General features: G+C 50.9%; 21 protein-coding genes and 1 pseudogene. 10 read left to right on the top strand and 12 right to left on the bottom strand.

The genetic code is table 11. The features are described from left to right. Nucleotides 1-55 precede the first annotated feature (55 nt). The gene (sad, locus tag C2U41_RS08660; RefSeq protein ID WP_003843630.1) at nucleotides 56-1,444 is read right to left on the bottom strand and encodes a succinate-semialdehyde dehydrogenase; all 1,389 of its coding nucleotides are present in this window, start codon (nucleotides 1,442-1,444) and stop codon (nucleotides 56-58) included. A gap of 103 nt (nucleotides 1,445-1,547) precedes the next feature. Between sad and ptrR the strand changes: the two genes are divergently transcribed. Together ptrR and C2U41_RS08650 are read left to right on the top strand one after the other, a co-directional pair. Then, nucleotides 1,548-2,423 (top strand): putrescine utilization regulator PtrR, encoded by an 876-nt coding sequence (gene ptrR / locus C2U41_RS08655; protein WP_003032431.1) that lies wholly within the window; start codon nucleotides 1,548-1,550, stop codon nucleotides 2,421-2,423. 222 nt (nucleotides 2,424-2,645) lie between these two features. After that, complete coding sequence (locus tag C2U41_RS08650; protein WP_003032430.1) at nucleotides 2,646-3,842, top strand: sugar transporter; 1,197 nt, start codon at nucleotides 2,646-2,648, stop codon at nucleotides 3,840-3,842. A 36-nt stretch (nucleotides 3,843-3,878) separates the two neighbouring features. Here C2U41_RS08650 and C2U41_RS08645 read toward each other — a convergent pair whose 3' ends face one another. Further along, nucleotides 3,879-4,544: a MarC family NAAT transporter gene (locus C2U41_RS08645; RefSeq protein ID WP_003032428.1), complete on the bottom strand. Its 666-nt coding sequence runs from the start codon at nucleotides 4,542-4,544 to the stop codon at nucleotides 3,879-3,881. A gap of 257 nt (nucleotides 4,545-4,801) precedes the next feature. Between C2U41_RS08645 and marR the strand changes: the two genes are divergently transcribed. The 3 genes from marR to marB are packed head-to-tail and all read left to right on the top strand — an operon-like array spanning nucleotide 4,802 to nucleotide 5,887. After that, nucleotides 4,802-5,236: a multiple antibiotic resistance transcriptional regulator MarR gene (gene marR / locus C2U41_RS08640; protein WP_042308445.1), complete on the top strand. Its 435-nt coding sequence runs from the start codon at nucleotides 4,802-4,804 to the stop codon at nucleotides 5,234-5,236. 18 nt (nucleotides 5,237-5,254) lie between these two features. Beyond that, nucleotides 5,255-5,638, top strand: a complete 384-nt coding sequence (gene marA / locus C2U41_RS08635; protein ID WP_003032424.1) for an MDR efflux pump AcrAB transcriptional activator MarA — start codon at nucleotides 5,255-5,257, stop codon at nucleotides 5,636-5,638. A gap of 30 nt (nucleotides 5,639-5,668) precedes the next feature. After that, on the top strand, nucleotides 5,669-5,887 hold the full coding sequence (gene marB, locus C2U41_RS08630; RefSeq protein WP_003032422.1) for a multiple antibiotic resistance protein MarB: 219 nt from the start codon (nucleotides 5,669-5,671) through the stop codon (nucleotides 5,885-5,887). 734 nt (nucleotides 5,888-6,621) lie between these two features. Here the strand turns inward: marB and eamA are convergent. Further along, the gene (gene eamA / locus C2U41_RS08615) at nucleotides 6,622-7,521 is read right to left on the bottom strand and encodes an O-acetylserine/cysteine exporter (RefSeq protein WP_016150229.1); all 900 of its coding nucleotides are present in this window, start codon (nucleotides 7,519-7,521) and stop codon (nucleotides 6,622-6,624) included. Nucleotides 7,522-7,719: 198 nt separating this feature from the next. On the opposite strand from eamA, the pseudogene ydeE reads away from it, so the two are divergent. Then, nucleotides 7,720-8,918 (top strand): annotated as a pseudogene (ydeE, locus tag C2U41_RS08610) (efflux MFS transporter YdeE). A gap of 43 nt (nucleotides 8,919-8,961) precedes the next feature. On the opposite strand, the gene urtE reads toward ydeE, so the two are convergent. The 5 genes from urtE to urtA are packed head-to-tail and all read right to left on the bottom strand — an operon-like array spanning nucleotide 8,962 to nucleotide 14,429. After that, a complete protein-coding gene (gene urtE / locus C2U41_RS08605) occupies nucleotides 8,962-9,660 on the bottom strand; it encodes an urea ABC transporter ATP-binding subunit UrtE (RefSeq protein ID WP_054528371.1) in 699 nt (232 codons plus the stop codon). 9 nt (nucleotides 9,661-9,669) lie between these two features. Beyond that, the gene (urtD, locus tag C2U41_RS08600; protein WP_103848918.1) at nucleotides 9,670-10,467 is read right to left on the bottom strand and encodes an urea ABC transporter ATP-binding protein UrtD; all 798 of its coding nucleotides are present in this window, start codon (nucleotides 10,465-10,467) and stop codon (nucleotides 9,670-9,672) included. Beyond that, nucleotides 10,467-11,540: an urea ABC transporter permease subunit UrtC gene (gene urtC, locus C2U41_RS08595; RefSeq protein ID WP_016150227.1), complete on the bottom strand. Its 1,074-nt coding sequence runs from the start codon at nucleotides 11,538-11,540 to the stop codon at nucleotides 10,467-10,469. The genes urtD and urtC overlap by 1 nt, the downstream gene beginning before the upstream one ends. Beyond that, nucleotides 11,540-13,114: an urea ABC transporter permease subunit UrtB gene (gene urtB / locus C2U41_RS08590; RefSeq protein WP_103848917.1), complete on the bottom strand. Its 1,575-nt coding sequence runs from the start codon at nucleotides 13,112-13,114 to the stop codon at nucleotides 11,540-11,542. Before urtB ends, urtC begins: the two co-directional genes overlap by 1 nt. Before the next feature lie 43 nt (nucleotides 13,115-13,157). Further along, nucleotides 13,158-14,429, bottom strand: coding sequence for an urea ABC transporter substrate-binding protein (urtA, locus tag C2U41_RS08585; RefSeq protein ID WP_032935773.1), 1,272 nt, complete (start codon nucleotides 14,427-14,429; stop codon nucleotides 13,158-13,160). 486 nt (nucleotides 14,430-14,915) lie between these two features. On the opposite strand from urtA, the gene mgtS reads away from it, so the two are divergent. Continuing rightward, on the top strand, nucleotides 14,916-15,011 hold the full coding sequence (mgtS, locus tag C2U41_RS08580; RefSeq protein WP_103848916.1) for a protein MgtS: 96 nt from the start codon (nucleotides 14,916-14,918) through the stop codon (nucleotides 15,009-15,011). A gap of 282 nt (nucleotides 15,012-15,293) precedes the next feature. Here the strand turns inward: mgtS and C2U41_RS08570 are convergent, their stop codons facing one another. The 3 genes from C2U41_RS08570 to dcp form a co-directional block, all read right to left on the bottom strand. Further along, entirely contained in the window at nucleotides 15,294-16,220 is a 927-nt protein-coding gene (locus C2U41_RS08570; RefSeq protein WP_016150225.1) for a diguanylate cyclase, read from the bottom strand. Nucleotides 16,221-16,417: 197 nt separating this feature from the next. Beyond that, on the bottom strand, nucleotides 16,418-16,636 hold the full coding sequence (locus C2U41_RS08565; protein ID WP_003836310.1) for a hypothetical protein: 219 nt from the start codon (nucleotides 16,634-16,636) through the stop codon (nucleotides 16,418-16,420). A gap of 288 nt (nucleotides 16,637-16,924) precedes the next feature. Beyond that, nucleotides 16,925-18,970 (bottom strand): peptidyl-dipeptidase Dcp, encoded by a 2,046-nt coding sequence (gene dcp / locus C2U41_RS08560; protein ID WP_103848915.1) that lies wholly within the window; start codon nucleotides 18,968-18,970, stop codon nucleotides 16,925-16,927. Nucleotides 18,971-19,107: 137 nt separating this feature from the next. Here dcp and ydfG point away from each other — a divergent pair, with 137 nt between their 5' ends. The 3 genes from ydfG to ydfZ all read left to right on the top strand — a co-directional run bounded on the left by ydfG (nucleotide 19,108) and on the right by ydfZ (nucleotide 21,022). Beyond that, a complete protein-coding gene (gene ydfG / locus C2U41_RS08555; RefSeq protein WP_003032398.1) occupies nucleotides 19,108-19,854 on the top strand; it encodes a bifunctional NADP-dependent 3-hydroxy acid dehydrogenase/3-hydroxypropionate dehydrogenase YdfG in 747 nt (248 codons plus the stop codon). An 86-nt stretch (nucleotides 19,855-19,940) separates the two neighbouring features. After that, entirely contained in the window at nucleotides 19,941-20,627 is a 687-nt protein-coding gene (locus C2U41_RS08550) for a GntR family transcriptional regulator (protein WP_003032396.1), read from the top strand. Between the two features lie 191 nt (nucleotides 20,628-20,818). Continuing rightward, nucleotides 20,819-21,022 carry a putative selenium delivery protein YdfZ gene (gene ydfZ / locus C2U41_RS08545; RefSeq protein WP_003032393.1) on the top strand — a complete coding sequence of 68 codons (204 nt, stop codon included), beginning with the start codon at nucleotides 20,819-20,821 and terminating at the stop codon, nucleotides 21,020-21,022. A 75-nt stretch (nucleotides 21,023-21,097) separates the two neighbouring features. On the opposite strand, the gene C2U41_RS08540 is transcribed toward ydfZ, so the two are convergent. After that, a complete protein-coding gene (locus C2U41_RS08540; RefSeq protein WP_016150223.1) occupies nucleotides 21,098-22,564 on the bottom strand; it encodes a mannitol dehydrogenase family protein in 1,467 nt (488 codons plus the stop codon). Nucleotides 22,565-22,709 lie beyond the last annotated feature (145 nt).

Genomic DNA, 22,709 nt, shown 5'->3' with positions numbered 1-22,709 from the left:
TGACAGAAAAATTGCAGAAATAAGACAGGTGCCCCCAGCGGAGGCACCTACACCATCAAAGGCGGTTTTTCCAGACGGTCTGCACGTTACAAAACTCATGCAAACCAAAGTGCGAAAGCTCTCGGCCAAAACCACTTTTCTTCACACCGCCAAACGCAACGCGGGCATCGCTGGCACTGTAACCATTGATGAATACGCCACCACACTCCAGGCGTGACGCCATCTTCTGCGCCAGCACTTCATCCGCAGTAAACACCGTGGCAGATAAGCCGAAATCACTGTCATTCGCCAGCGCTAAGGCATGTTCCGCATTCTTCGCCACAGTAATTGCCGCAACTGGACCAAACAGTTCCTGGCGGAACGCCGTCATCTCTGGAGTAACATCGCCCAGTACCGTCACGGCATAGTAATTACCATGACCCGCAATTTTTTCCCCGCCGAGAAGTAACCGCGCCCCTTCGGCAAGGGTGGCTTCAACCTGCTGGTGCAGCTCATCACGCAGATCAAATCGCGCCATCGGCCCCAGATCGTTTTCTTCGTTCAGCGGATCGCCCATTTTGAGCGCGCTCGCAGCGGCCACAAAGCGTGAAGTAAATTCTGCCGCTATCCCTTCTTCGATAATAAAGCGTTTGGCTGCCGCACAAACCTGCCCGGTATTCTGATAACGCCCGGCGACCGCCGCCTTAACGGCCAGATCGAGGTCTGCATCATTAAGGACAATAAACGGATCGGAGCCCCCCAGTTCAAGAACGCACTTTTTCAACGCGGCCCCCGCCTGGGCGCCAATCGCCGCACCAGCACGAACACTACCCGTCACCGTTACCGCCGTGATACGCGGGTCATTGATCATCTGACTGACCCCTGCGTTATCGGCATTCACCCAACCGTAAACCCCCGCCGGTACACCCGCATCAGCGAAAACCTGCGCAATAATTGCAGCACAGCCGGTTACGTTAGGCGCATGCTTTAACAGGTAACCATTTCCGGCCAACAGAATCGGGACGGCACCTCGCATTACCTGCCAGAGTGGGAAGTTCCACGGCATGATCGCCAGAATAGTCCCTACCGGACGATACTCAATCACCGCCTGGTTGTTCTCCACCAGCGTGGGTTCCGGACTGAGCATCGCCGGTCCATGCTCGGCGTACCAGTCACATAACGCAGCTGACTTGGCGACTTCAGCACGCGCCTGCTTAATGGGTTTACCCATTTCACGTGAGATACACTGCGCCATTTCTTCCGCACGATGGCGCAGAGCTTGCCCAATATGGCGCAGCATTTGCGCACGGTGCTCAACGGAAGTGTGTTTCCATTCGCTATAGCCATTCGCTGCAAGGTTCAGCGCATGATCAATCTCTTCCACGCTGGCCCACGGCGTCGCCGTCAGTCTTTCACCGCTGGTAGGGTCAATGGAAATCGCATGTGTTGCTGCTGTGATAGTCATTAAGTGCCTCTCTTTATCGCAGGGTATGGTTATATCATGAGCATATTTACTCTTTCTGAAAAATGAATAATATTAACCATATCATTCACGAATAGAGAAAATTATGGATCTGACGCAGCTGGAAATGTTTAATGCCGTCGCGGAGACTGGCAGTATTACGCAGGCCGCTGCGAAGGTTCATCGCGTGCCATCTAATCTCACCACCCGTATACGTCAGCTTGAAGCCGACCTGGGCGTTGATCTGTTTATTCGTGAAAACCAGCGTCTGCGGCTTTCCCCATCCGGGCACAACTTTTTGCGCTACAGCCAGCGGATCCTAGCGCTGGTTGAGGAAGCCAGGATGGTCGTCGCCGGGGATGAGCCGCAAGGACTCTTCTCTCTCGGCTCGCTTGAAAGTACAGCAGCAGTACGCATCCCCGCCACGCTGGCTGAATATAACCAGCGTTACCCCAAAATTCAGTTCGCGTTAGCGACGGGTCCTTCAGGCACAATGCTGGACGGCGTGCTCGACGGTACATTGAACGCTGCCTTTGTCGATGGCCCTATTACCCATCCAGGCCTTGAAGGAATGCCGGTCTACCGTGAAGAGATGATGATTGTCACTCCTAACGGTCATCCCCCCATTCAGCGGGCCAGCGACGTCAACGGTTGCAGTATTTACGCCTTTCGCGCCAACTGTTCCTATCGCCGCCATTTTGAAAGCTGGTTTCATGCCGATCGCGCCATGCCCGGCACCATTCACGAAATGGAGTCATATCACGGTATGTTGGCCTGCGTCATTGCCGGAGCGGGTATCGCACTGATCCCGCGTTCGATGCTGGAGAGCATGCCAGGGCATCATCAGGTCAACGCCTGGCCGCTAAGCGAGAACTGGCGCTGGCTGAATACATGGCTGGTCTGGCGCAGAGGTGCAATGACGCGGCAGTTGGAAGCGTTTATTGAGGTGTTGAACCCTCAGTTATCACAGAGCCCGGAGTAACTGGCGATCCTCAAAGAACATGAATAACTGTATATCCGGGTGAAGTCATACGCCCGGAATTTCATTATTATTGAAATAGTTAAAAATATGAGGAATGTTCGGCAGCAAATTATAGCGCCCTGCCAATGAAATGAGATCCGCATCACAAAATGATTGTATTTTCGCCAGCAAACGTTTTAAGATCGTGGCCTTACCTTTTCGCAGCTAATCCTCTTATTTGATATGACAACAGACACTGTTTCCCGCAAGGTCGCGTGGCTACGGGTAGTTACGCTTGCCATTGCCGGTTTTATTTTCAATACCACAGAGTTTGTCCCTGTCGGTTTGCTTTCCGACATCGCACAAAGCTTTAATATGCAGACCGCTCAGGTCGGGATCATGCTGACGATCTACGCCTGGGTTGTTGCCCTGATGTCGCTCCCCTTCATGTTACTTACCAGTCAGGTAGAGCGCCGAAAACTTCTGATCTGTCTGTTTGTTGTGTTTATCGCCAGCCATGTGCTCTCTTTCCTAGCATGGAATTTTACCGTGTTGGTAATTAGCCGTATTGGTATTGCCTTTGCGCACGCTATTTTCTGGTCGATCACCGCATCGCTGGCAATTCGCCTGGCTCCTGCCGGGAAACGTGCACAGGCTCTCAGCCTGATTGCCACTGGCACTGCGCTGGCGATGGTATTGGGGCTGCCCATCGGGCGTATCGTCGGTCAGTATTTTGGCTGGCGCACAACCTTCTTCGCCATCGGTATGGGGGCGTTAGTTACCCTGCTTTGCCTGATTAAGCTCCTGCCCAAACTACCCAGTGAGCACTCCGGCTCTTTAAAAAGCCTGCCCGTGTTATTCCATCGCCCGGCATTGATGAGTCTGTATCTACTGACGGTGATTGTGGTCACCGCGCACTATACGGCCTATAGCTATATCGAACCGTTTGTGCAGACCGTCGCGGGCCTGAGCGCAAACTTTGCTACTGTCCTGTTGTTGGTTCTGGGTGGCGCGGGAATTGTCGGTAGCGTCATTTTCGGTAAGCTGGGTAATCTGCATGCGTCCGTACTGATTAGCAGTGCCATTGCCCTGTTGACGATATGCCTGGTACTGTTACTTCCCGCCGCTGACAGCGAAATGCACCTTGCCATCCTGAGTATTTTCTGGGGCGTCGCTATCATGCTGATAGGCTTGGGTATGCAGGTGAAAGTGCTGGCGCTTGCTCCGGATGCGACTGACGTCGCAATGGCGCTGTTCTCAGGAATCTTTAATATCGGTATTGGCGCTGGCGCGCTGGTAGGCAATCAGGTGAGTTTGCACTGGTCGATGTCTACGATTGGTTACGTCGGCGCAGTGCCTGCCGTTGCCGCGTTGATATGGTCGGTGATTATCTTTCGTAAATGGCCGGTATCACTGGAAGAACAGCCTCAGCATTCATAAAAAATATGCCCGGTAAATATTACCGGGCACAGTGTTTTAAGCGTAGGTTTTGATAATTTCCAGCACGCCGTTAATAATAAACTGCACGCCCATACACACCAGCAGGAAGCCCATCAAACGAGAAATCGCTTCGATACCACCTTTACCGACCAGCCGCATGATCCCCCCGGAACTGCGCAAACAGCCCCACAGGATAATCCCGACAACCGCAAAAATAATCGGCGGCGCGATCATGATCACCCAGTCCGGAAATTCGGAGCCATGACGCACGGTTGACGCGGAGCTGATGATCATCGCAATCGTCCCCGGGCCGGCAGTGCTTGGCATGGCCAGCGGTACAAAGGCGATATTGGCCGTCGGTTCGTCTTCCAGCTCTTCAGACTTGCTTCTCGCTTCCGGAGAATCATGCGCCTTCTGCTGTGGAAACAGCATCCGAAAGCCGATAAACGCAACGATTAACCCACCCGCAATACGTAACCCGGGAATCGAAATCCCGAACGTATTCATTACCACCTGCCCGGCGTAGTACGCCACCATCATAATGGCAAATACATAGACAGACGCCATGAGTGACTGACGGTTACGCTCTGCGCTGTTCATATTGCCGGCGAGGCCAAGGAACAACGCCACGGTGGTTAACGGGTTTGCCAACGGTAACAGGACTACCAGCCCCAGTCCTATTGCTTTAAACAAGTCCATCATAATGTCATCTTTCCTGTGCGTTAATCGTCAGCGGCAAGTATACGGTGAAATCCGCGAGATAAGCCATTTTCGTGATGTAAGGATTCATTTTTCATCCGCACGTATAAACCATAATTATCAAACCGTTAAAATTCCACTCGCCAGGTATTTAGTCTGATGATTTAGCAAAACGTGGCATTTGCGGATCCATTCGTTTGACTTATATTTGCCTAAGCAATAATATCAGCCGTGACTAACTACTTGCCAGGGCAACCATTGTGAAAAGCACCAGTGATCTGTTTAACGAAATCATCCCACTGGGTCGTTTGATCTATATGGTTAATCAGAAAAAAGATCGTTTGCTAAACGACTATCTGTCACCGCTGGATATCACGGCATCGCAGTTCAAGGTGCTCTGCTCCATCCGTTGCGCGGTGTGCATCACCCCTGTCGAATTGAAAAAAGTGCTGTCTGTCGACCTTGGCGCCCTGACGCGGATGCTGGACAGACTGGCCTGTAAAGGCTGGATAGAAAGGCTTCCGAATCCACATGATAAGCGTGGTGTGCTGGTAAAACTCACCGAGCATGGCGCAGCAATTTGCGAGCAGTGTCATCAATTAGTAGGGCAAGACCTGCACCAGGAACTAACAAAAAACTTAACGGCGGATGAAGTAGCCACACTTGAGCACTTGCTTAAGAGAATCCTGCCGTAAACAGAAAGAGGTATGACGATGTCCAGACGCAATACTGACACAATCACTATTCATAGCATTTTGGACTGGATCGAAAATAACCTTGAATCGCCGCTCTCACTGGAAAAAGTGTCTGAGCGTTCAGGTTACTCCAAATGGCACCTGCAACGGATGTTTAAAAAAGAAACCGGTCATTCACTGGGTCAATACATTCGCAGCCGTAAAATGACTGAAATAGCGCAAAAATTAAAAGAGAGTAACGAGCCCATTCTTTATCTGGCAGAGCGTTACGGTTTTGAGTCTCAGCAGACGCTGACCCGGACATTCAAAAACTATTTTGATGTTCCGCCGCACAAATACCGTATGACGAATATGCATGGCGAATCGCGCTATTTGCTTCCACTCAATCAATGTAATTGCTAATCGCCAGTTAACGATGTAACCGAGGAAATCATGAAACTTCTGTCTTATGCGATGCTGGCCCTGCTTTTTGTTGTTTCGGGTCAGAGCATGGCGGAACAGACCGCGCAACCTGCCACACAGAACAGTCGCGACGCGATGATTATGCCCCCTGCGCACGATCAGTCCCCGTTCGATTTTAATCATATGGGTGCAGGCAGCGACAAGTCCGACGAATTAGGTGTGCCTTATTACAATCTGCGCAACCTGTAATTTTATTGCCCCGCTACTGCGTAATACTTGTCAGTTAACGAACCGGAGGTAATAAATCTGTTGCCTCTGTCGCATTGTTACGTTCACCTTATATTTTTCACTTATCTGAAACCAGATTGCCTGTGAACGTGTTAAGGGTACTATCGCCGTACCCTTAACAATCCCGGCTCCCGGCGGGAAAATTGCCACTTCGTGGTTCCCTCCGATTATTCCTTCAGGCTTTCGGGCCGGGCGCGAGGCAACTTCCCTGTAAAGCGCGCCCTGAGCCAGCATCCATGCTGGCTCTCCCGGCCTTACGGAAACACGTCGGCAATTTTCAGCCGGACCAGTCCACACCTGTCCACCTGCGTTTTTTGTTTGAACAGCAAAACAGATTTAACTGGAAGTCAGAGAGTTGAAGCGATACCCCCGGTCCGGCTGAAAATCGATGAGGCGTTGACGGCTGACCGGGTCTGCCCGCAGGGATGCGGGCAGAGGGGACGGCCTGCAGGGACGCAGGCTCGGCCCCGACCCGACAGGCAGACGGAATAAGACGAATACATCGCGCAGCGACGATTTTCCCGCCGGGAGCCTGGGTTGCAAGGGAGGCGGCGGTGAGCCTCCCTTGCACGTTCACGGATATCAGTGCCTCAGAGAAGTTATGCCGCTGAGGTGAACGGAACCCTGATCCTGAATTACATGTTCTCAATAATGCTTAACTGACGCAGGCATCACCCGTCACTGCGGGGCTTTTTTTAGCCCTTCACCGACGCAACTTTACGCAACCGAAAACCAAACACATTGATATACAGTCCAGCCATTATCAGCAATGCACCAAGTAGCTGTAATCCGCTAAGCGTTTCGTCCAGCAGTACGGCCGCACTCGCCAGACCGACAACCGGCACCAACAGCGATAACGGCGCTACCCGCCAGGTCTCATAGCGTCCGAGTAACGAACCCCAGATGCCATAACCCACAATGGTCGCCACAAACGCCAGATACACCAGTGACAGAATGGTCGTCAAATCTATCGCCACCAGACTTTGGGTAATTTGCGCTGGACCATCGAGAAGTAATGAGGCCAGGAAGAACGGAACAATGGGGATTAACGCGCTCCATACCACCAACGACATCACGGCCGGACGCGATGTATGCTGCATGATTTTTTTGTTAAAAATATTGCCGCAGGCCCAGCTTAGCGCCGCCGCCAGCGTCAGCATAAAACCGAGCATGCCAACATGCTGACCGTTCAGACTGGCTTCAATCAGTACCAGCACACCAAATACCGCCAGCGCAATTCCTACCAGCTGTTTACCCTGCAGACGTTCGCCAAAGGCGAATGCCCCCAGAATGATGGTGAAAAACGCCTGAGCCTGTAATACCAGAGAAGCTAACCCGGCAGGCATACCGAATTTGATGGCGCTGAAGAGAAACGCGAACTGTCCAAAACTAATTGTCAGGCCGTAGCCGAGTAAAAGCGAAAGCGGAATTTTCGGGCGGGCAACAAAAAAAATCGCCGGGAACGCCACCAACAAAAAGCGTAACCCTGCCAACATCAACGGCGGCATATTGTGCAAACCCACTTTAATGACAACAAAGTTCAGTCCCCAAACCACAACGACCAGTAACGCCAATAACCCGTCTTTACGCGACATACCACCGCCCCTGCAAATATTAAATTTTTGTAAACAAGTTAAAGTAACGGAAATCGTTGTACCGTAACAGATCATTAATTCAGGTAGGCCACACAGGGCATTTTCGGACAACTTATTGGGTGTACATCACACTTTTAGCATGCTATTTGTTTCTGATATCTAAAAAAAACATAACAACATGCATTGTCGGGCAGGAAAATGAATATCTCTCTGAGAAGGTCCACTCTCGCGTTACTTGCGTCATCTTTGTTATTAACCATTGGTCGTGGCGCCACGCTGCCATTTATGACGATTTACCTCAGTCGACAGTATCAACTGAGCGTCGACCTGATCGGTTATGCGATGACGGTTGCTCTGACCATAGGCGTCGTCTTCAGCCTTGGCTTTGGTATTCTGGCCGACAAGTTCGATAAAAAACGCTATATGTTGCTGGCTATCTGCGGCTTTGCCTCCGGCTTTATTGCTATTCCGCTGGTGCATAACGTCGTGATAGTGGTTTTGCTCTTTGCCCTGATCAACTGCGCCTACTCCGTCTTCGCCACGGTGCTGAAAGCCTGGTTTGCCGATAACTTGTCTGCGACCAACAAAACGAAAATTTTCTCACTTAACTATACCGTGCTGAACATCGGCTGGACCGTTGGTCCGCCGCTGGGCACGCTGCTGGTTATGCAAAGCATTAACCTGCCGTTCTGGCTGGCTGCTGGCTGGCTGCCGCCTGTTCTGCGCTACCTCTGGTGTTTATCCAGACGTGGGTAAAACGTTCACCGGCAACCGCAGAAGGTGTAAATGCCGCTGTTTGGTCCCCTTCAGTACTGCTGCGCGACAGAGCATTATTCTGGTTTACGCTGTCAGCATTTTTGGCATCATTCGTTGGCGGTGCCTTTGCATCCTGTATTTCGCAATACGTTATGGTGGTTGCAAACGGCGATTTTGCCGAGAAAGTGGTGGCAGTCGTCCTGCCCGTCAACGCCGCCATCGTAGTATCACTGCAATACGCACTTGGTCGCAGGCTCACCGCCACGAATATCCGCCCGTTAATGACATTGGGTACAGTCTTCTTTGTCGTTGGCCTGGTTGGTTTCGCTTTCTCCGGCAACAGTCTGTTGTTATGGGGAATTTCTGCTGCCTTTTTCACTATCGGCGAAGTCATCTACGCGCCGGGTGAATACATGCTTATCGACAACATCGCGCCAGCAGGTATGAAAGCCAGCTATTTTTCCGCCCAGTCGTTAGGCTGGCTTGGCGCAGCGGTTAACCCATTAGTCAGCGGCGTCATTTTAACCACATTGCCACCCTGGTCGCTGTTTGTGGCGCTGATAGTGGCGATCGTTCTTGCCTGGGCGCTAATGATAAAAGGCATGCGCGCCAAACCCTGGGGCCAGACGGCGGTCTGCTAGTTATTATGTTCGCGACAGAGCCACAGTCGCTCTGTCGCATACCTCAGATAGCAACCAGTCCCCGAACGCCCTCGGACTCCATATTTTTACCGTCGCCGCTTTGAATAATGCTGCCCCGCGACATCAACAGGTATTTGTCGGCGAGCTGCTCGGCAAAATCATAGAACTGCTCCACCAGCAAAATGGCCATATCGCCGCGATGCGCCAGTTGGGAAATCACCTGACCAATCTCTTTAATCACCGAAGGCTGGATCCCCTCGGTAGGCTCATCAAGGATCAACAATTGTGGGCGACTAGCCAGTGCTCGCCCAATCGCCAGTTGCTGCTGCTGCCCGCCGGACAAATCTCCGCCCCGCCGATGCTTCATTTCCTGTAAAACCGGAAAGAGCGCGTAAATATCATCCGGCACATGTCGGGCCTCCGGTGCTGAAAAACGGGAAAGGCCGAGCAGCAGATTCTCTTCTACCGTCAAACGCGGAAAAATATCACGCCCCTGCGGGACATATGCCACACCGGCCCTGACCCGCTGATGCGGCTTCCATTGAGTGACATTTTTCTCCTGCCAGAGCACACTTCCGCTGCGGGCCGGAATAAGCCCCATCAGACACTTAAGTAGCGTTGTTTTCCCCACGCCGTTACGCCCCAGCAGACATGTCACCTCACCGATACGCGCTTCAAAGTTCACCCCGCGTAGAATATGGCTGCCACCATAATATTGATTGAGTTCTTTCACCTGCAGCATCTGCACTCCTTAACGCCCGAGATAAACTTCAATAACCTGCTCGTTGGCCTGCACTTCACGCAGACTCCCCTGAGCCAGGACACGTCCTTGATGTAATACTGTGACGCGATCTGCGATGGTTTCGACAAATCCCATATCGTGCTCAACAACCATCAGAGAGTGCTTACCGGCAAGCTGGCGAAACAGCTCCGCCGTGTATTCCGTTTCCGCATCCGTCATCCCCGCCGCGGGTTCATCCAGTAGCAGTAAATGCGGCTCCTGTACCAGCAGCATGCCAATTTCGAGAAACTGTTTTTGCCCATGCGAAAGCAGACCGGCGCGGCGGGACCGCTCATTACCCAGCCGCAACAGCGCCAGTACTTCATCAATACGATCCCGTTGTTCGCCTGAGAGTCGTGCCCGTAGAGAACCCCAGACAGATTTATCATTTTTCAGCGCCAGCTCCAGGTTCTCTTCCACCGTTAATGCTTCAAATACCGTGGGCTTTTGAAATTTCCGACCAATCCCCTGACGCGCAATGGCAATGGGATCCAGCGTCGTTAAGTCGGTCGACTGATCGTATATCGCACGACCACTTTGCGGCCTGGTTTTGCCAGTAATGACATCCATTAACGTCGTTTTTCCGGCGCCGTTGGGCCCGATGATGCAACGCAGTTCCCCAACCCCAATATTGAGCGTGAGATCGGTTAGCGCCTGAAATCCATCGAAGTTAACGTTAATTTTTTCCAGCTGTAGCACCGGATCAGTCTGGTTGCGAAACCGATCCCCCGGCATCTGGCGAGTAAATAGCCCTTCATCTGGTTGCATTATTTGTCTCCCTTGCGAAACAGACCAATTACCCCTCGGGGTAAAAACAGCGTAACGCCAATAAAGATCAGGCCAAGAAACAGCTGCCAGTATTCCGGCATAATCACCGTAAACAGGCTTTTCGCACCGTTCACCAACACGGCGCCGAATACCGGGCCGATCAGGGTTCCACGTCCGCCGAGGGCAACCCAAATCGCCGCTTCAATCGAGTTGGTCGGCGACATTTCGCTGGGGTTAATGATCCCCACCTGCGGAACATACAGCGCCCCTGCCAGGCCGCACAGTACAGCGGAAAGCGTCCACACCAGTAACTTGAAACCTTTCGGATCGTAACCACAGAACATCAGACGGTTCTCTGCATCCCGCACGGCAGTCAAAATACGACCGAACTTACTGCGGGCCAGCGCCAGTCCCAGCCATAATGCCAGCACCAGCAGCATGACCGTCGCCAGAAACAGCGCGATACGGGTTGAGGTGGCGGTTACCGGGAATCCCAGAATGGTGGTAAAGCCGGTAAAACCGTTATTTCCCCCAAAACCCGTTTCGTTGCGAAAAAACAGCAGCATTCCTGCGAAAGTCAGGGCCTGGGTCATGATGGAGAAATAGACCCCTTTGATTTTTGACCGAAAGGCAAACCAACCGAATACCAGCGCCAGCAGGCCAGGAACCAGAACGACCAGCAGGAGCGCCCAGATAAAATGTTGCGTCCCCCACCAAAACCACGGCAACTCGCTCCACGACAGGAATGACATGAAGGCCGGTAATCCTTCGCCAGAGGCCTGGCGCATCAGGTACATTCCCATCGCATACCCTCCCAGCGCAAAGAAAATACCGTGTCCCAGCGAGAGCATGCCGGCATAGCCCCACACCAGATCCAGCGCGACCGCGACAATGGCATAACAGAGAATTTTCCCGGCCAGCGTTAGCGTCCACACCGATATAGCCAGCGGATGGTCCGCAGGTAACAGCGCAAGAAACGGCAGAGTAATCAACGCCAGCAATAACCCCAGCCCCAGGATGCGCGTCGCGCGTGGCGCTTTACGCGCCAGCGTTAATGTCATTGGCATCGTCATCAGTCAATAACCCTCCCTTTTAGCGCGAACAGCCCCTGCGGACGTTTCTGAATAAACAGAATAATCAGCACCAGAATCATGATTTTGCCTAGAACCGCCCCCACCTGAGGCTCCAGAATTTTATTGAAGATCCCCAGTCCAAACGCCGCGGCCACGCTCCCGGCGAGTTGTCCCACGCCGCCCAGCACCACAACCAGAAACGAATCGATAATGTAGCTTTGCCCCAATTCCGGTCCTACGTTGCCCAACTGCGAGAGCGCTACGCCCCCCAGCCCGGCAATGCCTGAACCAAGGCCAAAGGCCAGCATATCGACGCGTCCGGTAGGTACGCCGCAGCAGGCCGCCATATTGCGATTTTGCGTCACGGCACGTACGCGCAGCCCCAGACGCGTTTTATTCAACAACAGCCAGGTGAAAAACAGCACCAGAATGGCAAAGCCAAGCACCACAATTCGGTTCCACGGTAAAATCAGATTGGCATAAACCTGAATCCCCCCTGAAAGCCATGCCGGATTGGCGACTTCCAGGTTTTGCGCGCCGAAGGACATACGCACCAACTGGATGAGCATCAGGCTGATCCCCCAGGTCGCCAGCAGCGTTTCGAGAGGACGCCCGTATAAATGGCGGATCACCCCGCGCTCAAGCAGCATTCCCACCGCCGCGGTAAGTAAAAAGGCAACCGGCAGCGCAATAACCGGATACCAGGCTAGCCATTGCGGGAAAAACTGACTCATCAGCTGTTGTACCATCCAGGTACAGTAAGCCCCGAGCATTAACATCTCGCCATGCGCCATATTAATGACGCCGAGTAATCCATAGGTTATAGCCAGACCCAATGCCGCCAGCAGCAAAATTGAGCCCAGTGACAGCCCCATAAAGGCCTGTCCAAGAAGATCGCCAATCTTCATGCGATGCGCGATGGAATTCAGGCTTTCGCCAGCGGCAGCACGCACGCGGGTATCGGGTTCATGTTCAGCCTGGGTGAATGGTTGCAGGCGCGCCTGAGTTTCAGGATCATTTGACGACCCTAATAGTTCTATTGCCTGACGTCTGACCTCCGGCGAGGAACTGTTCAGCTGCAGATTTGCCAGTGCAATAGCCAGCGCGGATTTCACATCACCATTTGACTCCTGAGCCAGTCGTTGCTGTAAAAACGGCAGCATATCCGGCTGTGCCTCACGCTGTAATGTACGAGCTGCCTCTAACCTTGTCGTGACACTGTCACTTAAAAGCTGATGGACAGCCAACGCTCCTGCCACCAGATTACGCAGGCGGTTAGTCAGGCGAATTTTTTTTAGCTCGCCGTTTGGGGTTGTCGCTGTTCCTAACGGTTGTGCGTGCGAGCCGTTCATGATGAAGGTATTTTTCGCGTTATCAGTCAGCAGATTCTCATCTCGCAACGCGCTGAGCAGCGGGATGCGCTGAACATCGGGATTCACCGTCCATTGTTCAAGCAAGGCGGCCTGCTGAGTTCGATTTGCGGCTGTAAAGGTATCGGCATCTGATGCCTGTGCTATCCACGGCAAAAACCACGTCAGCAACAACACACCACGAATAAAGCGCATAGCTTTCATGAGCGTTCTCCAAAGCGGTACCCTCCCGCAGGAGGGCACACGATCAGTTGCTGGCGGTTTTCACAGGCTGTTCAGATTTTTTATCATTACCAGCGATGTACGGACTCCATGGCTGGGCGCGGACTGGCTCATCGGTTTGCCATACCACGTTAAACTGGCCATTGCCCTCAATCTCGCCAATCATGACGGGTTTATGCAGGTGATGGTTGGTCGCATCCATGGTCAGGGTAAAGCCTGATGGCGCAGCGAAGGATTGCCCCGCCATTGCAGCGCGAACTTTATCCACATCGGTCGTTCCGGCTTTTTCTACCGCCTGCGCCCACATATGGAGGCCAACATACGTAGCTTCCATGGGGTCGTTTGTCACCACCGATTCAGCATTTGGTAATTTGTGCGCTTTGGCATACGCCCGGTAATCCGCGACAAACTTCTTGTTGGCAGCGTTATCGACGGACTCAAAGTAGTTCCAGGCTGCAAGGTTGCCCACCAGCGGTTTGGTATCAATACCGCGTAACTCCTCCTCACCCACGGAGAATGCCACCACAGGAACATCGGTGGCTTTCAGGCCCTGGTTGGCCAACTCTTTATAGAATGGAACGTTAGAATCGCCGTTGATGGTTGATACCACCGCCGTTTTTCCCCCTGCAGCGAATTTTTTAATACTGGCGACAATGGTCTGGTAATCGCTGTGTCCGAATGGGGTGTACACCTCTTCGATGTCTTTATCGGCAACTCCTTTTGAGTGCAAAAAGGCGCGTAGAATTTTGTTGGTCGTGCGTGGATAAACATAATCCGTGCCCAGCAGGAAGAAGCGTTTCGCGCTGCCGCCGTCCTCACTCATCAGATACTCAACCGCAGGGATCGCCTGCTGGTTGGGGGCTGCGCCGGTATAGAAGACGTTAGGCGACATCTCCTCACCTTCATATTGCACTGGGTAAAACAGCAGACCGTTCAATTCTTCAAATACTGGTAGAACCGATTTACGCGAAACCGATGTCCAGCAGCCAAAAACTACCGCTACCTTATCCTGACTCAGCAACTGCCTTGCTTTTTCAGCAAATAAGGGCCAGTTCGAGGCCGGGTCAACCACCACCGGTTCCAGCTTTTTACCCAACACACCGCCCTGAGCATTAATTTCATCGATGGTCATCAACGCCACATCTTTTAGCGGCGTTTCGGATATGGCCATCGTGCCGGATAAAGAATGCATGATGCCAACTTTGATGGTGTCGGCTGCCTGAACGCTAAAACTCACGCCCATTGCTACAACAGAGGCAGAAAGTGCAAAAGCTTTTAAAAATGTACGACGCTGCATAGTTTCACTCCTGAAATTAAACTTGCTGAAAGCTCCGGTGCAGCCGGGCAGACAAAACGGTGCAAATTAAAGGTGTTCAGAAGTGATAAGGCAAAAACGATGCCAGATATTAAAACATCATATAAAATCAACAGATTAGCATCTCGCGCACAAAAATCAGTATTACATTTTCCCGCCAAACGGGTTAATCAAACAAAAAATTGAACCACCATGAGACAACTCTGCATTATAAACGTGCAACAATCTGTGTCAGCAGCACACTGTCATAGCAGCGTCTCAGGGTTTAAAAACAGGATTATTTGTGCGCAGATAAATGTGTCTCGTCACTATTATTTATTTTATTCGACGTGCTCATGTCAAAAATTTACTTTTCAGCCGAAATAATCACACAGTTCAGCCTTTGTTTAAGATTGAATTGCTACTATAGTCATAAGCGAGGTGAACTTAAGGTAAGAGAGGAAACTCACAGATAAAGGAGCATTTACTATGCTGGGTAATATGAATATTTTTATGGCTGTTCTGGGAATTATTTTATTTTCCGGTTTGCTGGCCGCGTATTTTAGCCACAGATGGGATGATTGATGAACGGAGATAGTCCTGCACCGACCCGGCCCCTTGTTGCGTAGCTGCACAAGGGGCCATTTTTTTCCCAAATCGCGCTCGTGGTACCTTTTTCCTGATTTACAGATAAAAAAAACCGCCGGATAAACCAGCGGTAAATGCTTGCATGGATAGATTTGTGTTTTGCTTTTATACGCTATCTGGCAATTCCCTGCGAAGATAACGGATAGTCAGCTAACCTATCATCAACAACCCCAATGAAAGTTAAACGAAACGCAACTACCTCAAAGCGTTTTCGAAAACTCACGCACTGAGGGGATACGAGGTCCCGTCATTGGTGTCCACCAACGCGATCTGCTCATTTTCATCCATAAACATACAGCGATTTCTGCCGGTCTGTTTCCCCTGATACATCGCCCTGTCAGCCCGACCAAGCGCGGTATCCAGCGTTTCACCCGGTTGAACCCGGGTTATGCCAGCCGTTACCGTGATAGCGATCTCTCCATCAGAGTAGGGAATTTTTTTCTGACCAATCAAACGACAAAGTCTCAAACCCGCCTGGCATGCCTGCTCGTCCGTTTTTGTTCTGATGATGATAATGAACTCTTCTCCACCGTAGCGGTACGCCACCTCATCATATCGCGTCCATGACAATAAATTTGATGCCAGAGCCCGCAATACAACGTCACCAACCAAATGGCCGTAGGTATCGTTAACGTATTTAAAACGATCGATATCTAACAACAATATATAGAGATTAAGCGGTTCGGCATCGAGTAGTTGTTGGTCAAATGACTCATCAAGCATTCTTCTCCCGGGTAAACCCGTTAATACATCGATATTACTGCGGATATTCAATAAATATATCTTGTAGTCCATTACAGCAGACGTAAATGCCAATAGCGCGTCCTGGAAGCTGTCGAAATGCCATGGATGGCTACGATTCTCCACTATTGCCAATAGCAACTCCTTTCCTATTACATGCATTTTTTCATGAGCAGAATAAATCTTGCTCACATAACTACTACCATCCTCATTGTTCAGCGATTGATCATTTATCCATTTCCCAAATCGACAAACAGAATGAGCGTTGTCACCCGTAATATCGGGATGAGTAACATCTGAGGACACTGCGCAGCGGAACATTTTTACCAGCCATTTGTAGTGGGCATCAATTGAGTTGTTCAACTCATTTATGATTGCATCTATTTCCTTCGTATTTCTCATCATCACGTTCTCTCTCCCTGTTCGAGCGTTTCTGATGGAATTATCTTAACGATAAAAAAGAAAATTTATGTAAATTTTTTAATAGTAATTAATAAGCCGCGATTAACAATAGCATTGCGCTATGCCACTGGTCGCGGCATAGCGAGTATCGCCGACTCAGTTCATACCTGGCTCAAATTGGTCGCGGTTCATTGAGCCTTTTATTTTCGCGGATAGATAAAAACCGATAAGAAAGCTGATGTGTATGCCTTAAGCTTTTTATAGCTATGAATGTCCAGTGTCAGTGATGCTACCGTCAGAGTTGTTACGGTCAGGATAAAAATTACAATATCCTCTGCTGTCGCCAGTGGCCAATTCTCAAAGTAGGTTTGCAGACTGTTAAGGACGATTTTATCAACAAGTTCTGTACGTTCAGGCATGTTTAAGACCTCTATGAAGTTCAACGTTTTGGAACAATGATTGTCGCACAGAGTAAAAGTAACTTTTTCCGGTAAGGACGTTAAATTGCAGGGTTCTTTTCTTAGATAATTCAAATAAACGGGCATCACATCCGGTTGTTGATGCGCGAAGCGACAGTAAGCAGTAGGCCGGATGGCGCTTCGCTATCCGGCCTACTGCATAATTCCCTTTTCATCACAATGATGAATTTATCGGCATCATTATGTTTAACTAAGCTGAATTGAGGACTTTCCCCCTCTGAACAAACCTTACGCGCTCAAACCACGATGTTCCAGCATCGACTCCATTCGTGGTTCTCGTCCACTCCACTGGCGATAGAGTTCAGCTAAATCAGTGCTATTTCCGCGGGACAAAATCGCTTCGCGGAATTTCTGCCCGTTTTCACGGGTTAATCCGCCCTGCTCTACAAACCACTGATAGCCGTCATCGGCCAGCATTTGCGTCCACAGATAGGCGTAATAACCCGCGGCATAACCGCCGCCGAAGATATGGGCAAAATAACTGCTGCGATAACGTGGTGGCACGGCCTTGAGATCCAAACCTTCTGCTGCCAGCGCCTGTTGTTCAAATTGATCGACCGAAAGAGATAACGCGCTATTTTCCAGACCGTGCCAGCGCATATCCAGCAATGCAGCACTGAGCAGTTCGGTCATGTCGTAACCTTTGTTAAACAGGCTGGCCTGCTGCATTTTATCTCGCAACGCCTGCGGCATTTGCTCCCCGGTAACAACATGACGAGCAAAACGAGCAAAGACCTGCGGATGACTCGCCCAGTGTTCGTTAATCTGCGAAGGAAATTCAACAAAATCACGCGGAGTGTTGGTCCCTGAAAGCGTGGCGTAACGCTGAGTGGCGAACAGACCGTGGAACGTGTGCCCAAACTCATGAAATAACGTAATAACATCATCCCACAATAACAATGCAGGCTGACCTTTTGCCGGTTTTTGATAATTACACACGTTGTAAATAACCGGCCGGGTTTCATTGAGTTGCGATTGCTCAACAAAATTGCCCATCCAGGCACCACCGCTTTTCGATTCCCGGGCAAAGAAATCGCCGTAAAATAACGCCAGACCTACGCCATCGTGATCAAATATTTCCCATACCCTAACATCCGGGTGATAAACAGGAATGTCGAACCGTTCTATAAATTTTATGCCAAAGAGTTGATTGGCCGTCCAGAAAACGCCTTCGTTCAGCACCGTATCAAGGGCAAAGTAAGGTTTGAGCTGCGCCTCATCCAGAGCATATTTCTCACGACGAACCTGCTCAGCATAAAATGCCCAGTCCCAAGCCTCGACGTTAAATTGCCCCTGTTCGTGATTGATAACATTCTGGATTTCGGCCTGTTCATCTAATGCCCGAGCTCGCGCGGCAGGAACAATCGCCCGCATGAAAGTCAGTGCAGCTTCCGGTGTTTTTGCCATCTGGTCGGCAATTTTCCATGCAGCGTAATTGGCAAAACCGAGTAGTTTCGCCTGCTGCATCCGGATCTCGACCAGTCGCTGAATAATAGCCCGAGTATCGTTAGCGTCATTGTTTTCTGCTCTCTTCCATGCGCGGGTGAACAGACTTTCACGTGTATGGCGATCGCGTAACGCCGCAAGCGCCGGTTGCTGAGTCGTGTTCAATAGCGGGATAACCCAACGCGCGTCGAGCCCTTTCTCCCTTGCAGCTTCAGCGGCAACGGCAATTTCCTCAGCGCTGAGTCCCTCCAGATAACGTGCATCATCCACCACCAGAGCAGCAGACTTGTTCGCTGCCAGCAGCCGTTGGTTAAACTGGCTGGTCAGCGTGGCGGACTCTGTATTGAGCGCTTTAAGGTTCGCTTTATCAGTCTCATTCAGACATGCGCCGGCCAGTACAAAACGCTGGTGGATGACCTCCAGCAAGCGTAATGATTCGCTTTCCAGCCTCAGAGAACCTCTCCGTTGCCAGACAGCGTCAACGCGCGAGAAGAGTGCTTCATTGAGATAGATATCATTAGCAAGGCTCGCCAGTTCCGCGGAAAACTCTTCGTCAAGGTGCTGTAGTTCATCGTTGGTGTGCGCCGCCGTCATCGCGAAGAAAACGCTGGTTACGCGTGTCAACAAAGCGCCGCTTTGTTCAAGCGCCAGCAACGTATTGGCAAAATCAGGGGCTAGCGGGTTTTGCACAATCGCCTCGATCTCTGCACGTTTTTGCCGCACGCCTTCATCGAACGCCGGGCGATAGTGCTGCACCTCTATCTGATCAAACTGCGGGGCCTGATACGGCAACGTGCTGTGACGTAAAAAAGGATTCGTTAACGACATTTTTCACTCCTGAAAACGATTTGTTTACCAGAGTAGACTTCCCAGGAATCAACCGCAATCGCGTTACGCAGGAATAGCTCTGAACGGAAATGACGTGCTATGTTAGTACTACATAAAAAGCGTTGAGGAACAGTGAGATGATCGTTTTAGTAACCGGAGCAACCGCAGGTTTTGGTGAGTGCATTACGCGTCGTTTTATTGAGAATGGGCATAAAGTTATTGCCACCGGACGCCGCCAGGAGCGCCTGCAGGAACTGAAAGAGGAATTGGGTGACCGCCTCTATACCGCGCAACTGGACGTACGTAATCGTGCATCAATTGAAGAGATGCTGGACGCCCTCCCTGCTGAATGGCGCAATATTGATGTTCTGGTCAACAACGCAGGTCTGGCGCTGGGCCTTGAGCCTGCCCATAAGGCCAGCGTTGAAGACTGGGAAAATATGATCGACACCAACAACAAGGGGCTGGTTTATATGACCCGTGCCGTTCTGCCAGGCATGGTTGAACGCAACCGCGGTCATATTATCAATATCGGTTCTACAGCGGGCAGTTGGCCATACGCTGGCGGTAACGTCTACGGTGCGACCAAAGCATTTGTTCGCCAGTTTAGCCTGAATTTACGTACTGATTTACACGGCACTGCCATTCGCGTTACCGACATCGAACCGGGTCTGGTTGGCGGTACGGAATTCTCTAATGTCCGTTTCAAAGGTGATGATGCCAAAGCTGAAAAAGCCTACGAAAATACCACGGCGCTGACCCCGCAAGATGTCACAGAAGCGGTATGGTGGGTGGCTTCTTTACCGGCTCATGTCAATATCAACACCCTTGAAATGATGCCTGTCACACAGTCTTTTGCCGGGCTGAGTATTCATCGGAGCTAATTTATCTGCCCGGCCTTGCGCCGGGTATAGATAGCCTGAAAGAAGTGATAAAATATCCGGGTTAACTCTCTAAAAAGTAAGAATGAATGACCGTAGAAACGCAGCTCAACCCTACACAGCCAGTAAATCAACAGATTTACCGTATTCTTCGCCGTGATATCGTGCATTGTCTGATCGCACCCGGTACACCGCTGTCTGAGAAAGAGGTTTCCGTACGCTTTAATGTGTCACGCCAGCCGGTACGAGAAGCATTCATCAAACTGGCAGAAAACGGTCTGATTCAGATCCGCCCACAGCGTGGCAGCTATGTGAACAAGATTTCGCTGTCGCAGGTGCAAAATGGTTGTTTTGTCCGCCAGGCGATTGAATGTGCCGTGGTACGCCGCGCCGCATCGCTGATCAACGACCAACAGTGCTATCAGCTTGAACAAAATTTGCATCAGCAGCGCATAGCAATTGACCGAAAACAGATCAATGATTTCTTCCAGCTTGATGATGAGTTTCATCAGAAACTGGCTTTAATCGCCGAGTGCCAACTCGCCTGGGATACCGTTGAGAATATAAAGGCTACAATTGACCGCGTTCGTTATATGAGCCTGGATCATATTTCCCCGCCTGAAATGCTGTTACGCCAGCATCACGATATCTTTGCCGCCCTTGAGAAGCATGATGGCGATGCGGTCGAGCGCGCAATGATGCTCCATCTCCAGGAAATTGGTGAGTCCGTTCAGCTTATTCGTCAGGAAAATAGCGACTGGTTCAGCGAAGATTAATACTACGCTCGCCTCACACCGGGGTGAGTTTCTCCTGCGTTTTCCCCTCTCCTGCATAACTGCATAAAAAAAGCTGTGATTTTGATCGAAAACAAAAAAAATCCTTAACGAGAAGCGTATTTATATTGCGCCCGTTACGTGGGACTAAAAGCCCACGGGCTTTGACGGTAAGTTGGAAAGGAGAAAACACCATGAAAACATACGATCGTAACCGTAACGCAATCACCACTGGCAGCCGCGTCATGATCAGCGACACCGGGCTCACAGGCCGCATTACAGCGATAGATACCGATGGCCTGACCGCTGAGCAGATTCGCCGCGGAAAAACAGTGGAAATCGAAGGGTGTGAAGGCAAATATGCCCCCCTCGAGCTGATTCGTTTAGGCATGAACTAATTGGTGTGAATGCCAGAAAAAACAGCGCCATCTGGCCCGTTGAAAGCCAGATGGCGACATAAAACATAATCTTCGTTACTTCAGTTTTGCTGCATACTTCGCAACCGTCGCCTTCGCTCCTTCAGCCAGTAAAGCAAGATATGCTTGTGTAACCTGGTTTTTGAACAATTCAACCTGCGGCAGTTCACGACCAAAGATAGCATCAATCGCCAGCAGCGCCTGAACGCGCTCTTCGCCCTCGTTACTGCTACGCACCGCATTCTGGATCACGGGCAACAGCGGATCGCTAATTTCAATCGCCTGGCCCTGCTCATCCACACCGCCGACGTAGCGCATCCAGCCCGCCACGCCCAGCGCCAGTAAATCAAAGTGACTGCCGTTAACAATGTGCCAACGAACGGAATCAAGCATACGCTGCGGCAATTTTTGGCTTCCGTCCATAGCGATCTGCCAGGTACGATGACGCAGTGCCGGGTTGCTGTAACGCTCAATTAACAGATCGGCATAACGCTGTAGATCAACACCTTTTACTTTCAGCGTGGGTGCTTGTTCCTGCAACATCAGCGCACGAGCAGCAAGACGATAGTTTTCATCGTCCATACAATCATTAATGTGTTGATAACCAGCCAGATAACCAAGATAAGCCAGGAAAGAGTGGCTGCCGTTGAGCATACGCAGTTTCATCTCTTCAAACGGAATGACATCTGCCACCAGCTCCGCTCCTGCCTTCTCCCATTCAGGGCGACCGGAAACAAAGTTATCTTCGATAACCCACTGACGGAAAGGCTCACATGCCACACCTGCCGGGTCGCGTACGCCAGTGATGTGTTCAATTTTGTCCAGAGTCTCTGGGGTAACTGCCGGGACAATTCGGTCAACCATAGTCGACGGGAACGTCACATGTTGTTCGATCCACGCAGCCAGTTCTTCATCCACCGCTCTGGCATACGCGGTGACAACATTACGCATTACATGACCGTTTTCAGGCATGTTGTCGCAGGACATCACAGTAAAGGCGGCTAAACCTGCCGCTTTGCGGCGTGCCAAAGCCTCAACCACTACGCCTGGCGCAGTTTTTGGCTGTTTTGGGTTTTGCAGATCGGCGGCAATCATTGGATTGTCTAACATCAGTTCACCGGTCGCCGGAGAATGGCAGTATCCTTTCTCCGTTATGGTCAGGGAAACGATCGCGACCTGTGGTTCACACATCGCTGCCAGTACGCTTTCCAGACCATCAACCTGTGCATGCAATGCATTTTTCACCACGCCCACGACTCTCGCAGTCCAGGCATCAGCAGACATCTCTGCAACGGTATACAGATTATCTTGCTGTTTCAGATCGAAAATCTGCTGCTCGCCGCCAATCAGATTCACTTCGCAGTAGCCCCAGTCACTGCCGTGGTCTGCAGCCAAAATGTCAGCGTAAACCCCCTGATGTGCGCGGTGAAACGCGCCAAACCCCAGATGAACAATACGCGGAACCAGTTTTGTACGATCGTAGTCAGGAAGTGCAGCCTTTGCCGCTAAGAGCTTGTTTTGCATGGTATGGCCTACTTATAAATGAAATCAGGACTGTTCCAGAGTAACGCCTGTATGGTTGTATGTTTTGATTTGCATTAAGCTTTTTATGATTGGTATGACATCAATATCTAAGCTATATACCACCTGAAAGATGAATATGGCGGCA

The sequence above is a fragment of the Citrobacter freundii complex sp. CFNIH4 genome, from assembly GCF_002934505.1.
GTDB lineage: Bacteria > Pseudomonadota > Gammaproteobacteria > Enterobacterales > Enterobacteriaceae > Citrobacter > Citrobacter freundii.
This window is presented reverse-complemented; position numbering and strand designations above follow the sequence as displayed.

Bases quoted from the DNA above. Each gene is read 5' to 3' on its own strand.
- sad (WP_003843630.1), bottom strand. From the start codon at position 1,444: ATGACTATCACAGCAGCAACACATGCGATTTCCATTGACCCTACCAGC.
- ptrR (WP_003032431.1), top strand. From the start codon at position 1,548: ATGGATCTGACGCAGCTGGAAATGTTTAATGCCGTCGCGGAGACTGGC.
- C2U41_RS08650 (WP_003032430.1), top strand. From the start codon at position 2,646: ATGACAACAGACACTGTTTCCCGCAAGGTCGCGTGGCTACGGGTAGTT.
- C2U41_RS08645 (WP_003032428.1), bottom strand. From the start codon at position 4,544: ATGATGGACTTGTTTAAAGCAATAGGACTGGGGCTGGTAGTCCTGTTA.
- marA (WP_003032424.1), top strand. From the start codon at position 5,255: ATGTCCAGACGCAATACTGACACAATCACTATTCATAGCATTTTGGAC.
- marB (WP_003032422.1), top strand. From the start codon at position 5,669: ATGAAACTTCTGTCTTATGCGATGCTGGCCCTGCTTTTTGTTGTTTCG.
- eamA (WP_016150229.1), bottom strand. From the start codon at position 7,521: ATGTCGCGTAAAGACGGGTTATTGGCGTTACTGGTCGTTGTGGTTTGG.
- urtE (WP_054528371.1), bottom strand. From the start codon at position 9,660: ATGCTGCAGGTGAAAGAACTCAATCAATATTATGGTGGCAGCCATATT.
- urtD (WP_103848918.1), bottom strand. From the start codon at position 10,467: ATGCAACCAGATGAAGGGCTATTTACTCGCCAGATGCCGGGGGATCGG.
- urtC (WP_016150227.1), bottom strand. From the start codon at position 11,540: ATGACGATGCCAATGACATTAACGCTGGCGCGTAAAGCGCCACGCGCG.
- urtB (WP_103848917.1), bottom strand. From the start codon at position 13,114: ATGAAAGCTATGCGCTTTATTCGTGGTGTGTTGTTGCTGACGTGGTTT.
- urtA (WP_032935773.1), bottom strand. From the start codon at position 14,429: ATGCAGCGTCGTACATTTTTAAAAGCTTTTGCACTTTCTGCCTCTGTT.
- mgtS (WP_103848916.1), top strand. From the start codon at position 14,916: ATGCTGGGTAATATGAATATTTTTATGGCTGTTCTGGGAATTATTTTA.
- C2U41_RS08570 (WP_016150225.1), bottom strand. From the start codon at position 16,220: ATGATGAGAAATACGAAGGAAATAGATGCAATCATAAATGAGTTGAAC.
- C2U41_RS08565 (WP_003836310.1), bottom strand. From the start codon at position 16,636: ATGCCTGAACGTACAGAACTTGTTGATAAAATCGTCCTTAACAGTCTG.
- dcp (WP_103848915.1), bottom strand. From the start codon at position 18,970: ATGTCGTTAACGAATCCTTTTTTACGTCACAGCACGTTGCCGTATCAG.
- ydfG (WP_003032398.1), top strand. From the start codon at position 19,108: ATGATCGTTTTAGTAACCGGAGCAACCGCAGGTTTTGGTGAGTGCATT.
- C2U41_RS08550 (WP_003032396.1), top strand. From the start codon at position 19,941: ATGACCGTAGAAACGCAGCTCAACCCTACACAGCCAGTAAATCAACAG.
- ydfZ (WP_003032393.1), top strand. From the start codon at position 20,819: ATGAAAACATACGATCGTAACCGTAACGCAATCACCACTGGCAGCCGC.
- C2U41_RS08540 (WP_016150223.1), bottom strand. From the start codon at position 22,564: ATGCAAAACAAGCTCTTAGCGGCAAAGGCTGCACTTCCTGACTACGAT.